Consider the following 24417-nt stretch of genomic DNA (forward strand, 5'->3'; position numbering starts at 1 on the left):
TTGCACTTGAGACTCAGTCTCATTTGTCTTAGGTTGTCGCGGCTATGGGCGAGCGCCCGTGTTCATCCGCCGCGTCGTGTCCGGTCGAGCAACCGGATGGTCCCGCCATTTGCCCCCTGGCGGGGGCGGCAGATTCGGCATGCCCCCCGGGCGGCGCCGCGCGGCCGGACAGCAGCGGAGGCCGGGATTTCCGGGTGCAGTGGCATGAGGTCTGTCCGCCGCGTTCCTTGGCGTATCAGCCGGCGGTTTTTCCGGAAAGTGTGGCCATCTGTCTGAATTTGGCGGGCCACGGCAAAATCTGCGCCGCGGACGGCGAGGCGGTGCAACTGGAGCCGGGCACGGCGGCTTTTTACGGGCGGCGCCGTGGTGAGCTGCACGCGGAGCGGGCCGGCGCCCAGCGGCATCAGTTCATCACCCTGGAGCTTTCCCTGGCGTTTTTGAGGCGACAAAAAAAGGACAACCCTCCCTGGCATTCGGCGGTGCAGCGGCTGCTGGCGGGGCGGACCCGCCTGACCCTGTCCGACCCTGTGGCCTTCACGCCGGCGCATCGTTTGTTGATTGGCACTTTGCGGCATCCGCCTCCGGTGGCCCAGGTGTGCCGGCTCTGGTACCAGGCCAAGGCGCTGGAGGCGGCGAGCCTTTTTTTGGTGGCGCCCGGCCCCGCAGAACCCTGCCCGGATGAGCAGGCGGCATCCCGCCTGCAACGCCTCAATCAGGAGCGCGCGCTGGCCGTGGCGGCCTACTTGCGCGAGCATCTGGCGGAGCCGCTGACCCTGGAGCAAATTGGCCGGGCGGTGGGGGTCAGCCCCTGCTATTTGAGCCGCATTTTTGCGCAGGCCATGGGGTGCGGCATTTTTCAATACCTGCGCGATTTGCGCCTGGATCGCGCCGCCGAATTGCTGCGGCAGGGCCGGGGCAATGTCACCGAGGCCGCCTTCTCGGTGGGGTACTCCAGCTTGAGCCATTTCAGCCAGGCATTTCGCGAGCGGTTTGGTTGCTGCCCGGGGTTGTATCCGCTCCAGACGCCCGCCCAGAAACCCCGGTCCTGAGCCGGTTGATTTTAGCCGTTTAAGTTGAGGAGGATCTTTTCGTCTCGTCTCATCCCGCCCGGCGCTTGTCGCGAGCGGCGCAAGAACGCAAGGGGCCGACAAAGAAACGCAAGCGGCCGTTAGCGCGCGGGCGGGGGCATGGCGTATCAAGGAGGGCATGAGGAACAACCTGAAAACCTCGGTCGGCCGCCCCGCCGGATGGTGGAAGGCGGGATTCACCTTGATTGAGTTGCTGGTGGTGATGGCGATCATCGCCCTGCTGGCCAGCCTGCTTTTGCCGGCGTTGAGCAGCGCCCGCGAACGGGCGCGGCGTACCAACTGCGTTTCCAACCTGCGGCAGGTCTATCTGGCCATGGCCATGTACGCCCAGGATAACGAAGATTCCATGCCGGTAAAATATGAGGTCAAAAAGACTTCCCTCAAGGCGGAGGACGTGGCCAAGGGCAAGGAACTGCAGACGCTGGAAAATGGCATTCACCTCCTGCTGGCGCCGTATCTGGGCAGCAACGGCCGGCCGCCTTCGCGGGTGTTTCGGTGCCCGTCGGATCACGGCGACGCCACCGATGCCACGCCGGTTTTTGAGCGGCGCGGCACCAGCTACCAGGTGGAGGGGGTGGACACCGGCCGGAAACCGCAGGACCTCTATAAAAACCGTTTCTCCGCCCGCGGCACCATGGATATGGCCTTTGATTTGTTCAAACCGTGGGACTCGGACGATCCCCGGAAGGTGCAGGAGAAAATTAGCAAAGGCGAACTGGGGCCGGTCAAATGGCATGCCAAAGTTTTCAACAAGGTCATGGGCGACGGCCGCGTGATTACCATCGCCTCGAAGGAGCAGGACAAAGAGTCCAAGGGCGAAACCAAGGACGACTGATACGTTGGATGGTGGAGAATCAAGCGCCTCAATTATTAACTCGATTTCCTAAACGTATGAATCCTTCCCCTACTCCCACGGTAAAGCCCAAAAACTGGCTCTTGCTTCAATCGCGCGTCTGGCACCGCTGGGCGGGTGTCATTGCGGCCTTGTTTCTGGTGGTGGTCAGCCTTACCGGCATAGTGCTGAATTACAAAAAGCCCATTTTTCAGACCCTGGGTTTGGAACCAGCGCCCCTCGCCGGGGACAAGGAGAAAACGTCCTCCTCCGCCAAATCTGCAGGCGAACCGCGCCAGGCGAGCCATTTGCAGACGTTGCCAGTCTCGATGGCCCAGGCGTTGGCCGTGGCGCGGGAGCAGTGGGGCGACGCCCCCCTGGAGCGCGTGGAGCTGAAGCTGGAGCAGGGCGAGTGGCTTTATAAAATCAAGCGCCAGGGCGGGGCGGAAATCTGGATCTCTGCCGCCACAGGCGCGCACTTCAGCAAAGGCGCGTATGAAAAAGCGCGCCGTGCGCCCGATGGCACAGCCATCAAGAGCTTCGACTGGGGCAAGTTCGTGCTGGATTTGCACACCGGCAAAATCGGCGGGCCGGTGGGGGTGGCCGTGATGACCGGTGTGGCCGGGGTGCTGTTTTTTCTGACGCTTTCCGGGCTTTACCTGTGGCTGAAGCCCCTCCTGTTGCGGCGGGCCAATGCCGCCGCGCGCCCAAGCCCCGCCGTGGCGGAGGGCCAAGCCAGAGGCGCTCTCCAAACCGGTGTGGCGCGCGCCCCAACGCCCGCCACGGCCGCACGCCATGGGGCCGGGACATCGTAACCATCTTTACATAGCCATTTGGGCAGTTAAACGTTTGTTCAGGCACTTGCGCTTGTCTTATTCCCGGCGGCGCAGGCGCGGAAAGGAGGTGAACCAGGAGGCTCAGGCTCCTATCTGCGCCCCCTGAGGGGGGGCGGGGAGGGGGTACAGCCAATAATTTTGATTGAATAAATAACCTTAACTTGCGACACAAAAGGCCGGCTAATATGAGTCGGGACACTTATTCGCCCATAATTGAGCAGGGCTTGGGAGCCAGTTCGCCGTCCGGCGGCACGGGGGGCACGGCGGATTTGCCGCTGTTTGACAAGGTGCGCGCGTTCAAAAGCGCGGAGCAGGTGCGCGCGGCAGGGCTGTACCCCTATTTCCGGATGATTTCCTCGGCGCAGGACACTGAGGTGATCATGAACGGCCGGAAGGTGTTGATGCTGGGTTCCAACAGCTACCTGGGGCTGACCAATCATCCCAAGATCAAGGAGGCCGCCATGGCGGCCGTGGCCAAGTACGGCAGCGGCTGCGCCGGCTCGCGCTTTCTGAATGGCACCCTGGATTTGCACCTCGAGTTGGAGGAAGCCTTGGCCAAGCTGGTGAACAAGCCGGCCGTCCTCCTCTACAGCACCGGCTTTCAAGTCAATTTGGGCGTAATCAGCGTCATGGCCGGCAAGGATGAGTACATCCTGGCCGACAAAAGCAATCATGCCAGCCTGGTGGAAGGCTGCCGCCTGGCCCTCGGCGATTATTCACGCTTTGCGCACAATGACATGGAGGCTTTGGAGGCGCGCCTGCAAAAGCTACCCTTGGAGGCCGGCAAGCTGATTGTGGTGGATGGCGTTTTCAGCATGGAGGGGGACATCATCAACCTGCCCGAGGTCTGCCGGCTGGCCCGGGAATATCGGGCGGCGGTGATGGTGGACGATGCGCACGGCATCGGGGTGCTGGGCCCCGGCGGGGCGGGGACGGTGGCGCATTTCGGTTTGACGGACCAGGTGCAATTTATCATGGGCACGTTCAGCAAGTCCCTGGCCAGCCTGGGAGGGTTCATCGCATCGGATGCGGCGACCATTGATTATCTGAAACACCACTCCAAGACGGTCATTTTCAGCGCCAGCATGAGTCCGGCCAATGCGGCGGCGGTGCTGGCAGCGGTCAAGATTATGCAGAGCGAGCCGGAGCGCATGGCCCGGTTGTGGCACAACACCGAGCGCATGAAGCAAGGGCTCCTGTCGCTGGGCTTTGACTTGGGCGGCTCCCAAACCCCCATCCTGCCGGTGTATGTGCGGGATTTGCTCAAGACCTTCCAATTTTGCAAGCGGCTGGAGCAGGAGGGGGTGTTTGTGAATCCCGTGGTGTCGCCGGGCATCCCGCCGGGCATGGAGTTGTTGCGGGTGAGCCTGATGGCCACGCATACGGATGCCCAAATTGACTTCGCGCTGGACAAATTCGCCAAGGTGGGGCGTGAGCTGGGCATCATTTAGCGGGCCATGAAAGTGCTGTTGACCGGCGCCAGCGGGCTGGTGGGCAGCCACGTGCTGGACCACCTTGTCCAGGCGGGCGTCCCGGTGCGGCTGCTGCTGCGGGCCACGAGTCCCCGTCAGTGGATTGCCCCGCATGGGGACAAGGTTGAAGTGCAGGAGGGGGCGCTGGATGCGCTGGAGGCGTTGGGGCCGGCCCTGGAGGGGGTCACACACGTCATTCATTGCGCCGGAGCCACCAAGGCCTTGGATCGGGAGGGGTATTTTCGCGTCAATCACGCCGGGACTTTGAACCTGGTGGCGGCCATCAACCGCCACGCCAGCCACATCGAGCGGCTGGTGCATGTTTCCAGCCTGGCCGTCACCGGGCCGGCCACCGCGGCCCGGCCCGCGCGCGAAACCGATCCACCGCGTCCCCTGACGGATTACGGCCAGAGCAAACTGGCTGCGGAACAGGTGGTGCGGGAACAATGCCGGGTGCCGGCGGTGATCCTGCGGCCGCCGGGGGTGTATGGGCCGCGCGACAGCGAATTCTTCAAGCTGTTCAAGGCGGTGCGGCGGGGGCTGCTGCCGTGTTTTGGCGGAGGGCGGCAGCAGTTGAGCCTGGTGTACGCGCCGGATTTGGCGGCGGCCATCGTGCATTGCCTGACTCACCCGGGGGCGGTGGGCAAGGTGTTTCACGTGGCCCATGCCGAAGTAATCCACGTGCGGCAGGTGGGGGAGGTGGCGGCGCGCTACTGGGGCCTCAAACCGGTGCCCCTGGTGCTGCCTGTGGCGGCCTTGTGGCCGGTGTGTGCGGCGCAGGAAATCATCAATCAAGTCACCCGCCGGCCGCAGGTGGTCAATTTGCAAAAATACCGTGAGCTGGCGGCACCGGGCTGGGTGTGCGATGTAAGCCGGCTGAAGGAATGCACGGGCTTCAGCGCGCCCACGCCGGTGGAGCAGGGCGTGCCCGCCACCCTGGACTGGTACCGGCAGGCGGGCTGGCTGCAATAAGGGGGCCCATGCGGCATTATCGTTTCATTGATTACGCGACCCAGGGCTACGTGGCCCTGGTAGGGTTGCTGGTGTTGTTGTTTCACAATGAAACTGTGCCCCAGTGGCGCTGGCTGGTGCTCGGCCATTTTGGGCTGGTGGCAATGATCCATGGCATGATCGTGCAGGAGGCCACCGGCCGGCATGGCGCTTTGCTGCGGTTTGTCCGCCATTTTTACCCCATCCTCCTGTACGTGCCAATTTACAATGAAACCGGCCATCTAAATCAGATGTTTGCCCGGGGCATGCTGGACCCGTGGTTTATCCGGTTGGAGGAGCAAATTTTCGGGGGGCAGCCCAGTTTGTTGTTCATGGACCGGTTGCCGTATCTGTGGGTAAGCGAGGTGTTTTACGTAGCCTACTTTTCCTACTACCTCATGATTACCGGCTGCGGGCTGGCGTTGTACCGGCAGGACCGGCGGCAGTTCTTCCACTACATTTCGCTGGTCTCGGTGGTGTTTTATGCCTGTTTTCTGGTGTACATCTTCCTGCCCGTCGTTGGCCCGCGCATTTTTTACCGGGATTTTGGCAATTTTGACCTGCCGGCCGCAGTGATGCCGGCGCAGGTGCCGGAGTTTCCCGCGGCGGTGCAAAAGGGGCTTTTTTACCAGATCATGGCCATTATCTACCATCATTTTGAGACCCCCGGGGCCGCCTTTCCCAGCAGTCATGTGGCGGTGGCGGTGACCACGTTGTATTTTTCCTTCCGGTATTTGCGGGCCATCCGGTGGGTGCATGCGGTGGTGGTATTTTTATTGTGTTTGAGCACGGTTTATTGCCGGTATCATTATGCAGTGGATGTGCCGGCGGGGCTGGTGATGGCGGCGCTCATGATTTGGGCGGGCAACCGTCTGATCCGGCGGCTGGAAGGGCCTGCGGCGTTGCCGGGCGGCGGCGCAGAAAAATCTTGAAAAAAAACCTTTGACAAGCTCCCGGTGCAGGCGTAGATTCGCCCCCGTCATTGGGCCTTGAAACAGGACGACTACGTTAGTCCCTGTGCGATTTTCGGGAAGGAACACAGGGTCTAATGGTAGTTTTGTCTTTTACAATGACAGGAAAGTGACGCATGGAACGCCCATGTAGCTCAGTTGGCAGAGCGCGTCCTTGGTAAGGACGAGGTCATCAGTTCAATCCTGATCATGGGCTCCATGTCAAAATCTGCGCCGGCGTGAGGCGCCGGCATGAGTGGAAAAACGTAAACATCAACCGTAGGAACTGCGATGGCAAAAGAGCAATTTCAACGTACGAAACCACACGTCAACGTGGGGACGATTGGGCACATTGACCATGGGAAGTCCACGCTGACCGCTGCAATCGTGCATGTGCAGTCCCAGAAGGGCCTGGCCAAGCCGATCAGCTATGCCGACATCACCAAGGGCGGCACAGTGCGTGACGAAACCAAGACCGTGACCATCGCGGTGTCCCACGTCGAATACGAAAGCAACACCCGGCATTACGCCCACATTGACTGCCCGGGGCATGCCGACTTCATTAAAAACATGATCACCGGCGCGGCCCAAATGGACGGCGCCATCCTGGTGGTGGACGCCGCCGAAGGCCCGATGCCCCAGACCCGCGAGCACATTCTGCTCGCCCGGCAGGTGGGCGTGCCGGCCATTGTGGTCTTCCTGAACAAGATTGACCTGGTGGACGACAAGGATTTGCTGGACCTGGTGGAGATGGAGGTGCGCGACCTGCTGACCAAATACGGTTTTGACGGCGCCAACGCCCCCGTCATCCGCGGCAGCTCCCGCGCGGCGATGGACTTGAAGCCCGAGGGCATCAAGGCGGTGGAAGACCTGCTGGAGGCCATTGACAAGTACATCCCGCTGCCCACCCGCGAGGTGGACAAGCCGTTCTTGATGTGCATTGAGGACGTGTTCAACATTGAAGGCCGTGGCACGGTGGTAACCGGCCGTGTCGAGCGCGGCGTGCTCAAGCGCATGGAGGAAGTGGAAATCGTCGGTCTGCGGGAGACCCGCAAGACGGTGGCCACAGACATTGAAATGTTCCGCAAGCTGCTGGACAGCGCCCAGGCGGGCGACAACGTGGGCGTGCTGTTGCGCGGCATCAAGAAGGACGAAGTGGAGCGCGGCATGGTGCTGGCCAAGCCCGGCTCGATCACGCCGCACACCCACTTCAAGGCCGAGGTGTACGTGCTGTCCAAGGAAGAGGGTGGCCGGCACACGCCGTTCTTCACCAATTACCGTCCGCAGTTCTATTTCCGCACCACGGACGTGACCGGCACGGTCACGCTGCCGCAGGGCGTGGAAATGGTGATGCCGGGCGACAACGTCTCCATGGAGATCAAGGTGATTGCGCCGGTGGCCATGGAGAAGCTGCAACGTTTTGCCATCCGCGAAGGCGGCCGCACCATCGGGGCCGGCCGTATCACGGAGATCTTGGACTAACCTGAGGTTTTGGCGGCGGAGGCGCCCCGCCGCAGCGGGGCGCCCCGGCGCGAACCACCGGCAAGCGACCGGAGAGACAGTGAGCAACAATCTCTGCGGCAACAGGGCGTTAGCTCAATTGGTAGAGTAGCGGTCTCCAAAACCGCCTGTTGGGGGTTCGAGTCCCTCACGCCCTGCCAGTTTTTTTGCCGGAGAGGTGGCAGAGTGGTCTAATGCGGCGGTCTTGAAAACCGCTTCCCGCGTCGCGGGACGGGGGTTCGAATCCCTCCCTCTCCGCCAAGTCAGAGCACAATTATGGATACGGGTGAAATTTTGAAGATTCTGGGGCTGGCAGTGCTGGCCGCCGTGGTGTTTTACCTCTGGCGGAAGGGGCATTTCCTGCGCCTGAATCGGTATATCCAGGAGACCCGGGAAGAGCTGCGCAAGTGCACCTGGCCCGGGCGGGAGGAATTGAAGGGCAGCACGGTGGTGGTGATCGTCTCGGTGGCCTTGTTGAGCGTGTTTACCATTGCCGTGGACCTGGTGTTAACCCTGATCATCAACGTGGTGACCTCCGTCTAGCCTCCGCCTTTGAGTCTATGCCGCAACCCAAAAGCCAGTGGTTTGTTGTCCACACCCTTGCCGGCCAGGAACTCAAGGTCAAGGACAGCCTGGAAAAACGCATCAAGGCCGAGGAGATGCAGGATTATATCGAGGAGGTCCTGGTGCCGATGGAGAAGATTGTGGACGTGCGCGGCGGCAAAAAAACCGTCAGCACCCGCAAGCTCTATCCCGGCTATGTCTTTCTGCGCATGAAATTGCTGGATGAAAACAACCGGCTGATTGACCGGCCCTGGTATTTTGTGCGCGAAACGCAGGGGATCATTGGCTTTGTGGGCGGGGACCGGCCGGCCCCCACGCCGGACGAGGAAATTGAGAGCATCAAGGCGCAGATTAGCGAGTCGGAAGACGTCGAGAAACCCAAGGTCAACTTTGAGGTGGGCGAGACGGTCAAGATCAATGATGGGCCGTTCCTGAATTTCAGCGGGGTGATTGAGGAAATCGAACCCGAGCGCGGCAAGCTCAAGGTGACGGTGAACATTTTCGGGCGCAACACGCCGGTGGAACTTGAATACTGGCAGGTCGAGAAAACCTGAACGCGTGGCCGCCTGGTCAAGCACAAGCACGTTTTATGGCAAAGAAAGTTGTCGGTCAGATCAAATTGCAAATCACCGCCGGCCAGGCCAATCCGGCGCCGCCGGTGGGGCCTGCCCTCGGTCAGCATGGCGTGAACATCATGGCCTTTTGCAAGGAGTTCAACGCCAAGACCCAGAGCCAGGCCGGCATGACCATCCCGGTGGTCATCACGGTGTACCAGGACAAGTCGTTCACTTTCATCACCAAATCGCCGCCGGCCTCGGTGTTGCTCAAGAAGGCGGCCGGCATCGCCAGCGGCTCCAAGGTGCCCAACAAGGAAAAGGTGGGCAAGGTCACGCGCAAGCAGGTGATGGAAATTGTGAAGCTCAAGCAGAAGGATTTGAACGCCAACTCGGAGGAGGCGGCGTTCCGCATGATTGCGGGAACGGCCCGCAACATGGGCATTGAAATCGTGGACTAACACCTCCCAACCAACGCGGGAGAGGGTCACCCCCTCGCTGGCACCGCACCCTGAACCATGGCAGTCAAACGCAGCAAACGATACAAAAAGGCGGTCAGCCTGCTGGGCGACCGCAAGCCGCAGCCCCTGAAGGCGGCGGTGGCCCTGCTGGCCAAGATGCCCCGGGCCAAGTTCACTGAAACGGTGGACCTGGCGTTTCACCTCGGCGTGGATCCCAAACAGAGCGATCAGATGATTCGCGGCACCGTGCCGCTGCCCCACGGCACCGGCAAGGTGGTGCGCGTGCTCGTCTTTGCCAAGCCGGGCGCGGCCGCCGAGGCCGCCAAGGCCGCCGGGGCGGAATACGTGGGCTTCGACGACATGATTAAGAAGTGCCAGGAAGGCTGGGCCGAGTTTGATGTGGCCATCGCCACGCCCGAGGCCATGACCGAGGTCCGCAAGCTGGGCAAAATCCTCGGTCCCCGGGGGTTGATGCCCAACCCGAAAACCGGCACGGTGACCGATGACACCGCCAAGGCGGTCAAGGAGTTCAAGGCGGGCCGGGTGGAATACAAGGTGGACAAGGGCGGCAACGTGCATGTGCCGGTGGGCAAAATCAACTTCCCCCCGGAACAGATCGAGGAAAACGCCCGGACGGTGATCGAAGCCATTTTCAAGGCGCGGCCGGCCAGCGTCAAAGGGCGTTATGTTTTGAGCTGCACCCTCTCCACCACCATGAGTCCGCCGGTGCCGGTGGACCTGAAGGAGTTTGCCACAACCGCCTAACAGCAGCCTGCTGCGGAGGAAATCAACATGCGCGCGGAAAAACAATTTTTGACTCAGGAATATCTGGCCCGGTTGAACGCTTCGCCGTTCTTCCTGGCCGTGGACTACACGGGCCTCAAAGTGGCCCAGCTCACCGCCCTGCGCCGCCAACTGGCCGAGGCCGGAGCCGAGCTGCACGTGGTGAAAAACACCATCTTTCGCCATGCCGCCCGGCAGGCCGGCGTGGAGCTGACCGGACCGCTGGAGGGGCCGGTGGCGGTGGTGACAGGCCGGAAAGACGTGACCTTGGCTGCCAAGGCGTTGAAGGCCTTTGCCGCGGCCGAGCAGGACAAGCCCAAAATCCGGTTTGGATATTTGAACAATCAGCGGCTGGATGCGTCCATGGTATTGGCGCTGGCGGACCTGCCGTCGCGGGAAGTGTTGCAGGCCAAACTGCTGGGGTTGCTGCAGACGCCGGCCAGCCGGCTGGTGGCGCTGCTCAACACGCCGGCCTCGCAACTGGCCCGCGTGTTGCAGGCCAAAGCCGAAAAAGGCGCCGCCCCGGCCGCGGCCTGACCATGCAAGTCCTGAGCGGACTTCATCACCCTTTCCGCCCTGCGCGGCCAACGGAGGGCGGAAACAGACAAAAACTTAACATGTAACTCGCCGGCCCGCGGGCAGCGGGCTGAATTCCGGCGCGGCCGCGCCGGGCGGCGAAACAGAAAGGACCTATGGCACTGGACAAAGCAAAAATCGTGGAAGAACTGAGCAACGCGACGGTTTTGGAAATCGCGGAGCTGGTCAAAGAACTGGAAGCCAAGTGGGGCGTTACGGCAGCCGCGCCGGTGGCGGTGGCGGCGGCCGGTGGCGCGCCGGCGGGAGGCGGGGCGGCAGCCGCGCCTGCCGAGGTCAAGGACACCTTTGACGTGATCCTGGCCAAGGTGCCGGCGGACAAGAAGATCCCCGTCATCAAGGCGGTGCGGGAAATCAAGGCCGGTCTGGGTCTGGCGGAAGCCAAGGCGCTGGTGGAAGGCGCGCCCAAGCCGGTGCTCGAAGGCGCCAACAAGGCGGATGCCGAAGCGGCCAAGAAGAAGCTCGAAGAGGCCGGCGCATCCGTGGAACTCAAGTAATCATCGGCCGAAGGGGTGGCGCCGGGTGGCGCCGCCCCTTTGGCGGTCCGGCCAGGTAACAGCCGGCAGACGGACTGGCCAAGCAAGAAAGCAGAGTATCGGTCGGATTTATCCATGTTGCGGCGAGCACCCCCGGCAGCGGGGGGACTCGCCTTGTGCTGTCTAAGCCCGAAACTGGCCGGGTGGCTGGCCCCCAGCCCCCCGGCGCAACCTAGCAAGACTCATGTCAACGCGAGCCATCGAACGGAAAAACTTCGGCAAGATCAAGGAAGTGATCGCCCCGCCGAACCTGATTGAACTGCAGACCACCTCCTACAAGGAATTCCTGCAGGCCGATGTGCCGCCCAACCGGCGCAAAGATGTGGGTTTGCAAGCGGTCTTTCGCGAGGTCTTTCCGGTGGAGAGCTACGATGGCAAATTCAAGCTGGACTTTGCCTCCTACAAGATTGGCGAGCCGAAAATGACCTGGCTGGAGTGCCTGCGCGAAGGCCAGACCTACGGCGCCCCGCTGCATGTCACCTTCCGCCTCGAAGAAAACGGCAAGGTGGCCCGCGAAGAGGAGGTTTTCATGGGCGAGCTGCCTCTCATGACCCCCCAGGGCAGCTTCGTCATCAACGGCGCCGAGCGCGTGATCGTCAGCCAGTTGCACCGCTCCCCCGGCATCGCCTTCGAGGCCACCCAGCATCCCAACGGCAAAACCCTCCATTCCTTCCGCATCATCCCGGATCGGGGCTCCTGGTACGAGGCCCAGTTTGACACCAGCGATTTGCTTTACGTGTACTTGGATCGCAAGAAACGGCGCCGCAAATTCCTGACCACCACCTTCTTCCGGGCGCTGGCGTTCCTGGATGAAAGCGAAAAAGGCAAAAATGAAGCCACCCGTGGCAGCGACGCGGAGCTGCTGAAACTTTTTTACACCATTGAAGAACTGCCGATCAAAGAGGCCGAAAAGCGGGATGACCTCCCCAACAAGGTGCTCATTGAGGACGTGGTGGATGAAGACAAGGGCCTGGTGGTCGCCCGCGCCTTCGAGCCGCTCTCCCGCGCCGTGGTCAAGCAGATCGCCGAGCTGGGCCTCAAAACCCTGCGCGTGGTGGACACCTCGGTGGACGACGGCATCATCATCAAGTGCATCAAGAAAGACCCCACCAAGAATGAGGACGAAGCCCTGAAGGATATTTACCGGCGGCTGCGGCCGGGCGATCCGCCCACCGCCGCCAATGCCCGCGCCCTCATCAAGCGGCTGTTCTTTGATCCCAAGCGGTATGACCTGGGCCGGGTGGGCCGTTACAAGATCAATCAGAAGCTCAATCTGCCCAAGAACGACACCCGCATCCTCAGCAAAACAGACCTGGTGGAGGCCACCAAGTACCTCCTCCGCCTGAAGAAGGGCGAGGGCACGCTGGACGATATTGACCACCTGGGCAGCCGGCGCGTGCGCACAGTGGGTGAGCTGCTGGCCAATCAATGCCGCGTGGGTCTGGCCCGCACCGAGCGCCTGGTCAAAGAACGCATGACCCTCTTCGACCAGTCACTGGAGGCCATGACGCCGCAGAAGCTCATCAATCCCAAGGCGCTTTCGGCGGTGATCCGGGATTTCTTCGGCCGCAGCCAGCTCAGCCAGTTCATGGATCAAATCAATCCGCTGGCGGAATTGACCCACAAACGCCGCCTCTCGGCCCTGGGGCCGGGCGGTTTGTCCCGGGACCGCGCGGGCTTCGAGGTGCGCGACGTGCACCCCAGCCATTACGGGCGCATCTGCCCGGTGGAAACGCCGGAAGGCCCCAACATCGGCTTGATCGCCTCGCTGGCCACCTTTGCGCGCGTCAACGAATTTGGTTTCCTGGAGACCCCGTACCGCAAGGTGGAAAAGGGTCGCGTCACCGATGAGATTGAATATCTCACCGCCGATCGCGAGGAAAACTACATCGTGGCCCAGGCCAACGCGCCGATTGACGACAAAGGCCACTTCACCACGCCGACGGTGACCTGCCGGCGCAAGGGGGATTTCGTGGACGTGGAGCCGGCGAAGGTCAACTACATGGACGTGTCGCCCAAGCAGCTCGTGTCTGTGGCGGCCAGTTTGATTCCGTTCCTCGAGCACGACGACGCCAACCGCGCGCTGATGGGCTCCAACATGCAACGGCAGGCGGTGCCGCTGCTGGTGACCGAGCCGCCGCTGGTGGCCACCGGCTTGGAGGAGCGCGTGGCGCGGGATTCCTGCGCAGTGATGGTGGCCGACGAAAACGGCAAGGTGGCCAGCGTGACGGGCAACCAGATCATCATCACCCGCGATGGCAAGCTGCCCGAAGGCAAGCGCAAGATTAAGCACGATCCCGAAAATGGCATTTACGTGTACAACTTGCGCAAATTCATGCGTTCCAACGCTGCCACCTGCATTAATCAAAAGGCCCTGGTCAGCAAGGGCGACACCGTGAAGAAGGGCCAGGTCATCGCCGACGGCCCCTGCACCGCCCAGGGCGAGCTGGCCCTGGGGCGCAATGTGCTCGTGGCCTTCATGCCGTGGAACGGCTACAACTTCGAGGACGCCATCCTCATCAGCGAGCGCATCGTCAAGGAGGACATCTTCACCTCCATCCACATTGACGAGTTCGAGGTCAGCGCCCGCGACACCAAGCTGGGGCCGGAGGAAATCACCCGCGACATCCCCAACCTGGGCGAAGAGGCCCTCAAGAATCTGGGGCCGGATGGCGTGATCCGCGTGGGGGCGGAAGTCAAGCCGGGCGACATCCTGGTGGGCAAGATCACGCCCAAGAGCGAGACGGAGCTGGCGCCGGAAGAGCGCCTGCTGCGGGCGATTTTCGGCGAGAAAGCCGCCGACGTGAAGGACACCTCCCTCAAGGTCCCTTCCGGCACCTATGGCATCGTCATGGATGTCAAGGTCTCCGCCAAGAAGGAGAAGGAGGGCGAAAAGGAGCCGCGCAGCGAGGCCGGCGAGAGCCGCCGCGCGGCCAAACAGGTGCAGGAGGAGTACCGCACCAAGACGGAGGAGCTGCGCGACCAGCTCACCGAAGCCCTGAGCAACATCCTGCTGGGCGAAAAAATCCCGCTGGACGTGGTCAACAGCGAGACCGGGGAGATCATCATCCCGGCCAATCGCAAGATCACCAAGACGCTGCTGCGCAAGCTGGCGCAGGTGTATGACCGGATCGAGATTGATCCGTCGCCAATCCGCAACAAGATCAACGAGATCATCGGCAGCTTCAAAAAGAAGTTCGACGACCTCCAGGCGCAGTACGACCAGGAAATGGAGCGCGTGGAGGCGGGCGATGAAATTGACGCCGGCATCATCAAGATGGTCAAGGTGTACATCGCCTCCAAGCGGAAACTGTCCGTGGGCGACAAGATGGCCGGCCGCCACGGCAACAAGGGTGTGGTGGCCAAAATCGTGCCGGAGGAGGACATGCCCTTCCTGGCCGACGGGACGCCGGTGGACATCGTGCTCAACCCGCTGGGCGTGCCCTCGCGCATGAACGTGGGCCAGGTGCTCGAAACCCACCTTGGCTACGCCGCCCGGTTGCTGGGCCTGAAGTTTGCCACCCCTGTGTTTGACGGCATCAAGGAAAAGGACATCTGGGAGTTCATCAAGCAGGCCTCCCAGACGCCCGTGGGCCGGGAGCAGGGGCTGTTGCCCAACGGCAAGGCCCGGGTGTTTGACGGCCGCACCGGCGAGCCCTTTGATCAGGAGGTGGTGGTGGGCTACATCTACATGATGAAGCTGGGCCACCTGGTGGCCGACAAGATTCACGCCCGCGCCGTGGGGCCCTATTCGCTGGTCACCCAGCAGCCCCTGGGCGGCAAGGCGCAATATGGCGGCCAGCGCTTCGGCGAAATGGAAGTCTGGGCCATGGAGGCCTATGGCGCCGCCTACACGCTGCAGGAGCTGCTCACCGTCAAGTCCGACGATGTGCAGGGCCGCACGCGCATCTACGAGAGCATTGTCAAGGGGGACAACTGTCTGGAGGCCGGCATCCCCGAATCGTTCAACGTGCTGGTCAAGGAAATGCAGTCGCTGGGATTGGATGTGAAGGTGGGCTACACCAACCCCATTGAACATCAACCGGCCACCCCGGCCAGCGCCCTGGCCAACTTATAAACCTTTAAGCGCAGACCCTGCGGGCGGGGGCCACCCCGCCCGCCCTTTGCCACAGCCACTATGAATACGAAAGAAACCGCACGCGAGCTGCTCGGACTGGACAAGGTCAATCAGGTGGATTACGTCGCCATCTCGATTGCCTCGCCCGAGGCCATCCGTTCCTGGTCCAAAGGGGAGGTCAAGAACCCGGAAACCATCAATTACCGCACCTTCAAGCCGGAGCGCGGCGGCCTGTTTTGCGAGCGCATTTTCGGCCCCGTCAAGGACTGGGAATGCTCCTGCGGCAAGTACAAACGCATCAAACACCGCGGCGTGGTGTGCGACCGCTGCGGCGTGGAGGTCACGCTGGCCCGGGTCCGCCGCGAGCGCATGGGGCACATCGAGCTGGCGGTGCCGGTGTCGCACATCTGGTTTTTCAAGTGCATGCCCTCCCGCATCGGCCTGGTGCTGGACATGACCGCCCGCGACCTCGAGCGCGTGATTTATTACGAGGATTACATGGTCATTGACCCGGGCCAGACCCCGCTGCAACTGCACCAGTTGCTCAGCGAGCATGAGTACCGTGAAGCCCGCGAAACCTACGGGCCGGATGCCTTTGTGGCCAAGATGGGCGCCGAGGCCGTGCGCGAGGCCCTGGCCAACGTCAACCTGCCGCGCCAGATTGAAAAGCTGCAGCAGCAGATGCAGGAGACCAAGAGCAAGCAAATCCGCAAAAAACTGGCCAAGCGCATCCGTCTGCTGGGCGCGTTTGTGGAAAACCGCGTCAAACCGGAATGGATGATCCTCACGGTGCTGCCGGTCATCCCGCCGGACCTGCGCCCGCTGGTGCCGCTCGAAGGCGGCCGGTTTGCCACTTCCGATCTGAATGATTTGTACCGGCGCGTCATCAACCGCAACAACCGCCTCAAAAACCTGCTCCAGCTCAAGACCCCTGAGGTCATTATCCGCAACGAAAAACGCATGTTGCAGGAGGCGGTGGATGCGTTGTTTGACAACGGCCGCCACGGCCGCGCCGTCACCGGCGCCGGCAACCGCCCGCTCAAGTCGCTCAGCGACATGCTCAAGGGCAAGAGCGGGCGCTTCCGCCAGAACCTGCTGGGCAAGCGCGTGGACTACAGCGGACGCTCGGTCATCGTCATCGGCCCCGAACTCAAACTGCACCAGTGCGGCCTGCCCAAGAAGATGGCGCTGGTTCTGTTCGAGCCGTTCATCATCCGCCGGCTCAAGGAACTGGGCCATGTGCACACGGTGCGCTCGGCCAAGAAAATGATCGAGCGCCAGGCCACCGAGGTGTGGGACATTCTCGAGGAAGTCACCAAGGGGCATCCCGTGCTCCTCAACCGCGCCCCCACGCTGCACCGCCTCTCCATTCAGGCCTTCGAGCCCATGCTCATCGAGGGCGAGGCCATCCGCATTCATCCGCTGGTCTGCACCGCCTACAACGCGGACTTCGACGGCGACCAGATGGCCGTGCACGTGCCGCTCTCCATTGAGGCGCAAATGGAGGCGCGCCTGCTGATGATGGCCCCCAACAACATCTTCAGCCCCTCCAGCGGCCGGCCCATCATGACGCCCACGCAGGACATCACGCTGGGCTGCTTCTATCTCACCGCCGAGCCGCGGCAACCCAAGGACCCCAACAAGCGGCTGATGCTGTTTGGCTCCAAGGAGGAAGTCATCTTTGCTTATCGCGAAGGCGAGCTCAAGACCCACAGCCGCGTGCGCCTGGCCAACCCCGACTACGGCCGCCAGACCGTGTACGGGGATCCGAAGAGCCGCATCATTGAAACCACCGTGGGCCGCGTCATCTTCAGCGAGGTCTGGCCGGACAAACTCGGCTTCTTCAACAAGGTGGCTGGCAAGAACGAGCTGGGGGACCTGATCTGGAACTGCTACAAGCACTGCGGCCACGAGGAGACCATCGCCACGCTCGACCGGCTGAAGGAGCTGGGCTTCCGCGAGGCCACCCGCGCCGGCGTGTCCATCGGCATCGAGGACATGATCATCCCCGAGGAGAAGGAGAAGCAGATTCGCGAGGCGCAGAAGCAGATTGCCGAGGTGGAAAAGCAGTACCGCAAGGGCGTCATCACCGACGGCGAGCGCTACAACAAGATCGTAGACATCTGGACGCATTGCACCGACCAGATCTCCACCGTCATGCTCCAGACCCTGGAGCGCAACCGGAACAAGAACGAGTACAACCCCATCTTCCTCATGGTCAACTCCGGCGCCCGCGGCAACAAGCAGCAGGTGCGCCAGTTGGCGGGCCTGCGCGGCCTCATGGCCAAGCCCAGCGGCGACATCATTGAGAAGCCGATTCTCTCCAACTTCCGCGAGGGGCTGACCGTGCTGGAGTACTTCATCTCCACCCACGGCGCCCGCAAGGGGCTGGCCGACACGGCGCTCAAGACCGCCGACTCCGGCTACATGACGCGCAAGCTGGTGGACGTGGCGCAGGACGTCATCGTGCGCGAGGAGGACTGCGGCACGGTCAACGGCATCTGGGTGCAGGCCATCCTTGAGGGCGAGGATGAAATCGTCAAGCTGCGCGACCGCCTGGTGGGCCGCTGCGCCTGCGACGACATCTACGATCCGCTGGATCCCAAGCGCGTCATCGTCCATGCCAACGAGGAAATTGACGAGGAAAAGGCGCGCGCCATCGAGAACGCCAACATCGAGCGGGTGAAGATTCGCTCGGTGCTCACCTGCGAAAGCAAGCACGGCGTGTGCATCCGTTGCTACGGGCGCAACCTGGCCACCGGTCAGATGGTCAAGCTGGGCGAGGCGGTGGGCATCATTGCCGCCCAGTCCATCGGCGAGCCGGGCACGCAGTTGACCATGCGCACCTTCCACATCGGCGGCACCGCCTCGCAGGTCTTCAAACAGCCGCAGATCAAGGCCAAGCACGACGGCGTCATCAAGTACCAGGACCTCCGCTGCGTGCCGCTCCAGGACGGCAACCACATCGTCCTCAACAAAAACGGCAGCATCCTGGTGGTGGACGAAACCGGGCGCGAGCTGGAAAGCCACACGCTCGTCATCGGCTCGGTCATCTCCATCCCGGACGGCGGCCGCGTCAAGAAGGGCGAGGCCTTCGTGCAATGGGACCCGTACAACGTGCCCATCATCTCGGAAAAGAGCGGCCGCATCCGCTTCCACGACATCATCGAAGGCGTGACGATGAAGCAGGAGGAGGACGAAGCCACCGGCCAGCAGGCCAAGGTGGTCATTGACCACAAGGAGGACCTCCATCCGCAGGTCATCATCCTCGATGAGGAAACCAACGAGATGATCGCCAGCTACCCGATCCCCTCCGGCGCCCACATCGTGGTGGACGAGGACGATGTCATCGAGGCGGGCGCGCTGCTGGCCAAGACCCCGCGCAAGGTCAGCAAGACCAAGGACATCACCGGCGGTCTGCCGCGCGTGGCCGAGCTGTTTGAGGCGCGCCGGCCGAAGGATGCCGCGGAGATCTCCAAGATTGACGGCGTGGTGGACTTTGGCCCCACGGTGCGCGGCAAGCGCTGCATCATCATCAAGGATCCGCAAACCGGCCAGGAGGAGGAGCACCTGATTCCCATTGGCAAGCACGTCATCGTCTTCAAGGGCGACGTGGTCAAGCGCGGCCAGCAGTTGACCGAGGGCCCGATTGATCCGCACGAAATTCTGGAAATCTGCGGCTCGCAGCAGTTGCAGGAGCACCTGGTCAACGAGGTGCAGGAGGTGTACCGCCTGCAGGGCGTCACCATCAACGACAAGCACATCGAAATCATCGTGCGCCAGATGCTCCGCAAGGTGCGCATCACCGAGCCGGGCGACACCCGTTTCCTGTGGGGCGAGCAGGTGGACAAGCTCGAGTTCGAGGAGGAAAACCAGCGCGTGGAAAAACTCGGCGGCAAACCTGCCGAGTGCCAGCCCGTGCTGCTGGGCATCACCAAGGCCTCGCTCGAAACGGAGAGCTTCCTCAGCGCGGCCTCCTTCCAGGACACCACGCGCGTGCTCACCGAGGCCGCCACCACCTCGCGGGTTGACTACCTGCGCGGCTTCAAGGAAAACGTGATCATGGGGCATATCATCCCCGCGGGCACGGGCTACCCGGCGCACCGCAACGTGCAGCTCAAGCCGCTGGTCGAACCGGAGGAGCCCGCGCCGGAAACCGTCCCGGCCGGCACCGCCGCCGAGCCGCCGCCGGCGGAGGAGGGCGCCGCCGAGGCGGCGGAAGAAAACGCCTGAGCTGTCAAGAGAAAAATTTTTTTCAAATACTTGTTGCAACCTGAAAACTCTTTGCTAATATCCGCGCTCCTTTCCTCTCCCGGGGAAAGGCGCTGAAAGAAGCACAACACGGAACTTACAATAATGCCGACGATAAATCAGCTCGTCCGTTTTGGGCGCCGCAAGGTCGCCACCAAGTCGAAGGCGCCGGCCCTCGAAGGGTCGCCCTTCCGGCGCGGCGTCTGCATTCAGGTCATGACGCGCACGCCGAAGAAGCCGAACTCGGCCATGCGCAAGGTGGCCAAGGTGCGCCTCACCAACGGGTATGAGGTCATTGCCTACATTCCCGACGAAGGGCACAACCTGCAGGAACACTCCATCGTGCTGGTGCGCGGGGGGCGTGTAAAGGACCTGCCCGGCGTGCGCTACCACATCGTCCGCGGCACCCTGGACGCCGCGGGGGTGGAAAAGCGCCGCGTCAGCCGCTCCAAATACGGGGTCAAACGGCCCAAGGCCGCCCCGGCGAAATCGTAACGCTTTGGTATTATGTCTCGACGTCGTCAAGCTGTCCGCCGGCCCATGGCCGAAGACCCGAAGTATCACAGCGTGCTGGTCACCCGCCTGATCAACACGGTGATGAAGTGGGGCAAGAAAAGCACGGCCCAGCGGATCGTCTATGGGGCCTTTGACCAGATCGTGGCCAAAAACCCCCAGGCCAACCCGCTGGAAGTCCTCCAGCGCGCGGTGGACAATGCCAAGCCGCGCATTGAAACCAAGGCCCGCCGCGTGGGCGGCGCCACCTACCAGGTCCCCCTGGAAGTGCCGCCTGACCGCCAGATCTCCCTGGCCATGCGCTGGATGGTGGATTTTGCCGACGCCCGCAAGGGCATCGCCATGCGCGAAGCCCTGGCGGCCGAAATCATGGACGCCTACCAGGGGCAGGGCAACGCCATACGCAAACGCGACGAAGTCCATCGGATGGCCCAGGCCAACAAGGCCTTTGCCCACTTCCGCTGGTAGTGGTGGTCTTGGGACGCCCCGTCGGCTGCGCTGCAAACCGGGGCGTTTTTATTGTCTGACACGGAAAAATTTGCATGGAAACTGCGACGGAAAAGAAAGTGCTCGATGCGCCGAACCGGCCCTATCCGCTGGCCCGGACGCGCAACATTGGTATTGCCGCGCACATTGACGCCGGCAAGACCACCACCACCGAGCGCATTCTTTATTACACGGGCCTCATCCACCGCATGGGCGATGTGGACGATGGCAACACGGTGACCGACTGGATGGAGCAGGAGCGCGAGCGCGGCATCACCATCACCTCCGCCGCCACCACCTGTTATTGGAAACCCAAGGACGACGGCTGCGCCAAGCTCTTCACCAACGAGAATTTCCGCATCAACATCATTGACACCCCCGGCCACGTGGACTTCACCGCCGAGGTGGAGCGCTCCATGCGGGTGCTCGACGGCGCGGTGGCCGTGTTCTGTGGCGTGGCCGGCGTGCAGCCCCAGTCCGAGACCGTCTGGCGCCAGGCCAGCAAATACCGCGTGCCCCGGATCGCGTTCATCAACAAAATGGACCGCACCGGCGCCAATTTCGAGAACGCCCTCAATGACCTCCGCCGCAAGCTGGGCGCCTATGCCTATCCGGTGATGCTGCCCATCGGCAAAGAGGACCACTTCCAGGGGGTGATTGATGTCATCAATCAAAAGGCCATCATCTACGATCCCGAGGATGAACTGGGCGTCAAGTTTTCCGTCACCGACATCCCGGCCGACCTCCGGGAGCGCGCCGCCGCCGCCCTGGCCGAGCTGGTGGACGCCGTCTCCAACAAGGACGATGCCATCGCCGAGCTGGTCATTGAGGAAAAACCCGTGGACCCCCTGACCCTCAAGGCTGCCATCCGTCGCCTCACCTGCAATCTGGAACTGGTGCCGGTGCTCTGCGGCAGCGCCTTCCGCAAGCGGGGCGTGCAGCCTTTGATTGACGCCATCGTGGACTATCTGCCCAGTCCGCTGGATGTCCCGCCCGCCCAGGGCGAAGACCCCGATGACCACAGCCCCGTCCTCGTGCCGGCCGATGACAATGCCAAGTTCTGCGCCCTGGCGTTCAAGCTCTGGACCGATGCCTACGCCGGCAAGCTGGTCTTCTTCCGCGTCTATAGCGGCACCCTCAAGAAGGGCGACATCATTTACAATCCCCGCACCCGCAAGCGCGAGCGCGTCAACCGCCTCATGATGATCCAGGCCGACAAACGCCTGGATGTGGACCAGGTCTTTTCGGGCGACATCGCCGCCCTGGTGGGCCTGCGCAATATCACCACCGGCGACACTCTCTGCGACGAGGATTTCAGCGTGCTGCTGGAGCCGCCCACCTTCCCCGAGCCGGTCATCAGCATGGCCATTGAGCCGAAGACCAAGGGCGACCGTGACAAGCTCACCGAGGGCCTGCAGCGGCTGGCCGAGGAAGATCCCACTTTCCGCGTCTTTACCAACCAGGAAACCGGCCAGCTCATCATCGCCGGCATGGGCGAGCTGCACCTGGAAATCATCCGTGACCGGCTGTATCGCGAGTTCAACGTGCAGGCCAACGCCGGCGCCCCGCAGATCGCCTCCCGCGAGACCATCACCGCCAAGGCCGAGGGCGAGGGCAAATTCATCCGCCAGTCCGGCGGCCGCGGCCAATACGGCCACGCCATCATCCACATCGAGCCGAATGAGCGCGGCAAGGGTGTGCAGATCGAGAGCAAGATCGTGGGCGGGGCCATCCCGAAGGAATACATCCCCGCGGTCATCAGCGGCATCGAGGAGGCCGTCCGCACCGGTGTGTATGCCGGTTATCAAATCATTGACATCAAGGTGGACATTGTGGACGGCACCTTCCACGAAGTGGACTCCAGCGAGCTGGCCTTCAAGATGGCCGGCATTTTCGCCCTCAAGGAGGCCTTCCGCAAGGCCAACCCCATCCTCCTGGAGCCGGTCATGAAGGTGGAGGTCACCACGCCGGACGAATATCAGGGCGACATTTTGGGCGACATCAACCGCCGCCGCGGCCACGTGGAGCACATCGAAGTGCGCAACGGCGCCACCGTGCTCACCGCGCGCGTGCCGCTGGCGGAAATGTTCGGCTACGCCACCGCCGTGCGCTCCCTCTCCAAGGGGCGCGCCTCCTACTCCATGGAGCCGCTCACTTTCGAGCCGGTGCCGGCGGGCATCGCCGCCCAGCTTTTGGATCAGGCCAAAAACCGGCCTGCCGCGCGAACTTAACCCCAACCCTTAACTTGTTCTTTATATGCCTGGACAACGCATACGGATTCGCCTCAAGGGCTACGATTACCGGATCGTGGACTCCTCGGCGCACGAAATTGTCGAGACCGTCAAGCGGACGGGCGCCCGCGTGGCGGGCCCGGTGCCCCTGCCCACCCGCATCGAGCGCTTCACCGTCCTGCGCTCGCCGCACGCCGACAAAAAATCCCAGGAAACCTTCGAACAGCGCACCCACAAGCGGCTGATTGACATCATCGAGCCGACCGCCAAAACCGTGGACGAGCTCAAAAAGCTCACTCTGCCGGCGGGGGTTGACATCACCATTAAAATCTAAGTCTCTATGATTGGTTTACTTGGCAGAAAGCTGGGACACGCCCGCGTCTATGACGCCAACGGCGTCATCGTACCGGTGACCATTGTCCAGGCCGGGCCCAACCGCGTGTTGCAGTGCAAAACGCCCGAGCGCGACGGCTACAAGGCCGTGCAACTGGGTTTTGGCGAGCAGAAGGAAACCCGCCTCACCAAGCCGTTGCTGGGCCACGTCAAAAAGCACAACGGCGCTCCCGTCCGCATCATCCGCGAATTTCGCGACTTCGCGCTGGACGTCAAACCGGGCGACACGGTGGGCGTGAACATCTTCCGCGCCGGTGATTACGTGGACGCTGTAGGCATCACCAAGGGCCGCGGCTTCGAGGGCGTGGTCAAGCGCCATCACTTCCGCGGCGGCGACATGAGCCACGGCGCCAAGGGCTGGCACCGCCGCAGCGGCGCCATCGGCTGCCGTCTGTTCCCCGGCACCGTCAACCGCGGCATGCGCATGCCCGGCCACATGGGGCAGGTGCGCCGCACGGTGCAAAACCTCCAGATCATCCAGGTCCGCGAGGCGGAAAACCTCCTCCTCATCAAAGGTTCCATGCCGGGCGCCGAGGGGGACTACGTCATCATCCGCGAATCCAAGAAACGCTCGCGCGTGCTCGAAAAAGCCCGCCAGGAGCGCATCGAGAAACACAAGGCCATGGCCAAGGGCGGTAAAACCAAGGCCGTGGCCAAGAAGTGAGGACTGCTGACATGAAACTCACCGTTCAAGATTTGCAGGGCACGCCCCAGGGCGAAGTCGAAGTGCCGTTTCCGGTGATCGAAAACGGCAAGGGCACCCAGGCCGTGCATGACGTGGTGGTGGCCTACCTCGCCGCCCAGCGCTCCGGCACCGCCTGCACCAAAACCATGGGCGAAGTGGCCGGTACGGGCAAAAAACCTTGGCGCCAGAAAGGCACCGGCCGCGCCCGCGCCGGCTCCTTCCAATCGCCCCTCTGGCGTGGCGGTGGCATCGTATTCGGCCCCAAGCCGCGCGATTTTCATAAGAAAGTCAACGAGACCACCCGCCGTCTGGCCCTGCGCAAGGCCTTGAGCGAGCGCATCAAGGCCAGCGAGGTCATCGTGGTGGACGAGTTGAAGCTGGCCCAGCCCAAGACCCGTGAGCTGGTGCGCCTGCTGGACACCCTGGCCCCCGGCGTGACCGTGTTGCTGGTGACCGACAGCATTGATCAAAACCTGCGCCTGGCCGCCCGCAACCTGCCCCACGTGGAGCTGGTCACCGGGACCGAGCTTAACTGCTACCAGGCGCTGAAACCGGCCAAAATCGTGTTCACCCGCGCCGCGCTGGCACAGGTGGGCCAGCGGCTCAGCCAATCCTGATCC

At 62.6% G+C, this 24417-nt stretch carries 21 protein-coding genes and 3 tRNA genes; all 24 read left to right on the forward strand.

Annotation, left to right across the window (positions count from 1 at the left end; all coding sequences use genetic code 11):
* The first annotated feature begins 260 nt into the window (after positions 1-260).
* The 24 genes from N3J91_12835 to rplD all read left to right on the forward strand — a co-directional run bounded on the left by N3J91_12835 (position 261) and on the right by rplD (position 24414).
* Complete coding sequence (locus N3J91_12835) at positions 261-1049, forward strand: AraC family transcriptional regulator (protein ID MCX8157309.1); 789 nt, start codon at positions 261-263, stop codon at positions 1047-1049.
* Positions 1050-1206: 157 nt separating this feature from the next.
* A complete protein-coding gene (locus N3J91_12840; GenBank protein ID MCX8157310.1) occupies positions 1207-1923 on the forward strand; it encodes a DUF1559 domain-containing protein in 717 nt (238 codons plus the stop codon).
* A 56-nt stretch (positions 1924-1979) separates the two neighbouring features.
* Positions 1980-2735: a PepSY domain-containing protein gene (locus N3J91_12845; GenBank protein MCX8157311.1), complete on the forward strand. Its 756-nt coding sequence runs from the start codon at positions 1980-1982 to the stop codon at positions 2733-2735.
* A gap of 290 nt (positions 2736-3025) precedes the next feature.
* Complete coding sequence (locus N3J91_12850) at positions 3026-4207, forward strand: aminotransferase class I/II-fold pyridoxal phosphate-dependent enzyme (GenBank protein MCX8157312.1); 1182 nt, start codon at positions 3026-3028, stop codon at positions 4205-4207.
* A gap of 6 nt (positions 4208-4213) precedes the next feature.
* Positions 4214-5200 (forward strand): NAD(P)-dependent oxidoreductase, encoded by a 987-nt coding sequence (locus N3J91_12855; protein MCX8157313.1) that lies wholly within the window; start codon positions 4214-4216, stop codon positions 5198-5200.
* An 8-nt stretch (positions 5201-5208) separates the two neighbouring features.
* Positions 5209-6150 (forward strand): phosphatase PAP2 family protein, encoded by a 942-nt coding sequence (locus tag N3J91_12860; GenBank protein ID MCX8157314.1) that lies wholly within the window; start codon positions 5209-5211, stop codon positions 6148-6150.
* Positions 6151-6312: 162 nt separating this feature from the next.
* Positions 6313-6388 (forward strand) — tRNA-Thr (locus N3J91_12865).
* Between the two features lie 71 nt (positions 6389-6459).
* Positions 6460-7650 carry an elongation factor Tu gene (gene tuf / locus N3J91_12870; GenBank protein MCX8157315.1) on the forward strand — a complete coding sequence of 397 codons (1191 nt, stop codon included), beginning with the start codon at positions 6460-6462 and terminating at the stop codon, positions 7648-7650.
* A 103-nt stretch (positions 7651-7753) separates the two neighbouring features.
* A tRNA-Trp gene (locus N3J91_12875) sits at positions 7754-7829 on the forward strand.
* Positions 7830-7840: 11 nt separating this feature from the next.
* Positions 7841-7929 (forward strand) — tRNA-Ser (locus N3J91_12880).
* A gap of 15 nt (positions 7930-7944) precedes the next feature.
* On the forward strand, positions 7945-8211 hold the full coding sequence (gene secE / locus N3J91_12885; protein ID MCX8157316.1) for a preprotein translocase subunit SecE: 267 nt from the start codon (positions 7945-7947) through the stop codon (positions 8209-8211).
* Between the two features lie 17 nt (positions 8212-8228).
* Positions 8229-8786: a transcription termination/antitermination protein NusG gene (nusG, locus tag N3J91_12890; GenBank protein ID MCX8157317.1), complete on the forward strand. Its 558-nt coding sequence runs from the start codon at positions 8229-8231 to the stop codon at positions 8784-8786.
* 35 nt (positions 8787-8821) lie between these two features.
* The gene (rplK, locus tag N3J91_12895; GenBank protein ID MCX8157318.1) at positions 8822-9247 is read left to right on the forward strand and encodes a 50S ribosomal protein L11; all 426 of its coding nucleotides are present in this window, start codon (positions 8822-8824) and stop codon (positions 9245-9247) included.
* 57 nt (positions 9248-9304) lie between these two features.
* Positions 9305-10012: a 50S ribosomal protein L1 gene (gene rplA, locus N3J91_12900; GenBank protein MCX8157319.1), complete on the forward strand. Its 708-nt coding sequence runs from the start codon at positions 9305-9307 to the stop codon at positions 10010-10012.
* Positions 10013-10039: 27 nt separating this feature from the next.
* A complete protein-coding gene (rplJ, locus tag N3J91_12905; GenBank protein ID MCX8157320.1) occupies positions 10040-10567 on the forward strand; it encodes a 50S ribosomal protein L10 in 528 nt (175 codons plus the stop codon).
* A gap of 155 nt (positions 10568-10722) precedes the next feature.
* Positions 10723-11121 (forward strand): 50S ribosomal protein L7/L12, encoded by a 399-nt coding sequence (gene rplL / locus N3J91_12910; protein ID MCX8157321.1) that lies wholly within the window; start codon positions 10723-10725, stop codon positions 11119-11121.
* 223 nt (positions 11122-11344) lie between these two features.
* Positions 11345-15238: a DNA-directed RNA polymerase subunit beta gene (gene rpoB / locus N3J91_12915; protein ID MCX8157322.1), complete on the forward strand. Its 3894-nt coding sequence runs from the start codon at positions 11345-11347 to the stop codon at positions 15236-15238.
* A gap of 60 nt (positions 15239-15298) precedes the next feature.
* Positions 15299-19471: a DNA-directed RNA polymerase subunit beta' gene (gene rpoC / locus N3J91_12920; protein MCX8157323.1), complete on the forward strand. Its 4173-nt coding sequence runs from the start codon at positions 15299-15301 to the stop codon at positions 19469-19471.
* A 123-nt stretch (positions 19472-19594) separates the two neighbouring features.
* A complete protein-coding gene (rpsL, locus tag N3J91_12925; GenBank protein MCX8157324.1) occupies positions 19595-19984 on the forward strand; it encodes a 30S ribosomal protein S12 in 390 nt (129 codons plus the stop codon).
* 12 nt (positions 19985-19996) lie between these two features.
* Complete coding sequence (gene rpsG / locus N3J91_12930; protein MCX8157325.1) at positions 19997-20470, forward strand: 30S ribosomal protein S7; 474 nt, start codon at positions 19997-19999, stop codon at positions 20468-20470.
* Positions 20471-20544: 74 nt separating this feature from the next.
* Positions 20545-22719, forward strand: coding sequence for an elongation factor G (gene fusA, locus N3J91_12935; GenBank protein MCX8157326.1), 2175 nt, complete (start codon positions 20545-20547; stop codon positions 22717-22719).
* Between the two features lie 25 nt (positions 22720-22744).
* Positions 22745-23053: a 30S ribosomal protein S10 gene (rpsJ, locus tag N3J91_12940; protein MCX8157327.1), complete on the forward strand. Its 309-nt coding sequence runs from the start codon at positions 22745-22747 to the stop codon at positions 23051-23053.
* Positions 23054-23059: 6 nt separating this feature from the next.
* Positions 23060-23776, forward strand: a complete 717-nt coding sequence (rplC, locus tag N3J91_12945; protein MCX8157328.1) for a 50S ribosomal protein L3 — start codon at positions 23060-23062, stop codon at positions 23774-23776.
* 11 nt (positions 23777-23787) lie between these two features.
* The gene (gene rplD / locus N3J91_12950) at positions 23788-24414 is read left to right on the forward strand and encodes a 50S ribosomal protein L4 (protein MCX8157329.1); all 627 of its coding nucleotides are present in this window, start codon (positions 23788-23790) and stop codon (positions 24412-24414) included.
* Positions 24415-24417 lie beyond the last annotated feature (3 nt).

It is taken from the genome of Verrucomicrobiia bacterium (assembly GCA_026414565.1).
GTDB lineage: Bacteria > Verrucomicrobiota > Verrucomicrobiia > Limisphaerales > Fontisphaeraceae > Fontisphaera.

Bases quoted from the DNA above. Each gene is read 5' to 3' on its own strand.
- N3J91_12840 (MCX8157310.1), top strand. From the start codon at position 1,207: ATGAGGAACAACCTGAAAACCTCGGTCGGCCGCCCCGCCGGATGGTGG.
- N3J91_12845 (MCX8157311.1), top strand. From the start codon at position 1,980: ATGAATCCTTCCCCTACTCCCACGGTAAAGCCCAAAAACTGGCTCTTG.
- N3J91_12855 (MCX8157313.1), top strand. From the start codon at position 4,214: ATGAAAGTGCTGTTGACCGGCGCCAGCGGGCTGGTGGGCAGCCACGTG.
- N3J91_12860 (MCX8157314.1), top strand. From the start codon at position 5,209: ATGCGGCATTATCGTTTCATTGATTACGCGACCCAGGGCTACGTGGCC.
- tuf (MCX8157315.1), top strand. From the start codon at position 6,460: ATGGCAAAAGAGCAATTTCAACGTACGAAACCACACGTCAACGTGGGG.
- secE (MCX8157316.1), top strand. From the start codon at position 7,945: ATGGATACGGGTGAAATTTTGAAGATTCTGGGGCTGGCAGTGCTGGCC.
- nusG (MCX8157317.1), top strand. From the start codon at position 8,229: ATGCCGCAACCCAAAAGCCAGTGGTTTGTTGTCCACACCCTTGCCGGC.
- rplK (MCX8157318.1), top strand. From the start codon at position 8,822: ATGGCAAAGAAAGTTGTCGGTCAGATCAAATTGCAAATCACCGCCGGC.
- rplA (MCX8157319.1), top strand. From the start codon at position 9,305: ATGGCAGTCAAACGCAGCAAACGATACAAAAAGGCGGTCAGCCTGCTG.
- rplJ (MCX8157320.1), top strand. From the start codon at position 10,040: ATGCGCGCGGAAAAACAATTTTTGACTCAGGAATATCTGGCCCGGTTG.
- rplL (MCX8157321.1), top strand. From the start codon at position 10,723: ATGGCACTGGACAAAGCAAAAATCGTGGAAGAACTGAGCAACGCGACG.
- rpoB (MCX8157322.1), top strand. From the start codon at position 11,345: ATGTCAACGCGAGCCATCGAACGGAAAAACTTCGGCAAGATCAAGGAA.
- rpoC (MCX8157323.1), top strand. From the start codon at position 15,299: ATGAATACGAAAGAAACCGCACGCGAGCTGCTCGGACTGGACAAGGTC.
- rpsL (MCX8157324.1), top strand. From the start codon at position 19,595: ATGCCGACGATAAATCAGCTCGTCCGTTTTGGGCGCCGCAAGGTCGCC.
- rpsG (MCX8157325.1), top strand. From the start codon at position 19,997: ATGTCTCGACGTCGTCAAGCTGTCCGCCGGCCCATGGCCGAAGACCCG.
- fusA (MCX8157326.1), top strand. From the start codon at position 20,545: ATGGAAACTGCGACGGAAAAGAAAGTGCTCGATGCGCCGAACCGGCCC.
- rpsJ (MCX8157327.1), top strand. From the start codon at position 22,745: ATGCCTGGACAACGCATACGGATTCGCCTCAAGGGCTACGATTACCGG.
- rplC (MCX8157328.1), top strand. From the start codon at position 23,060: ATGATTGGTTTACTTGGCAGAAAGCTGGGACACGCCCGCGTCTATGAC.
- rplD (MCX8157329.1), top strand. From the start codon at position 23,788: ATGAAACTCACCGTTCAAGATTTGCAGGGCACGCCCCAGGGCGAAGTC.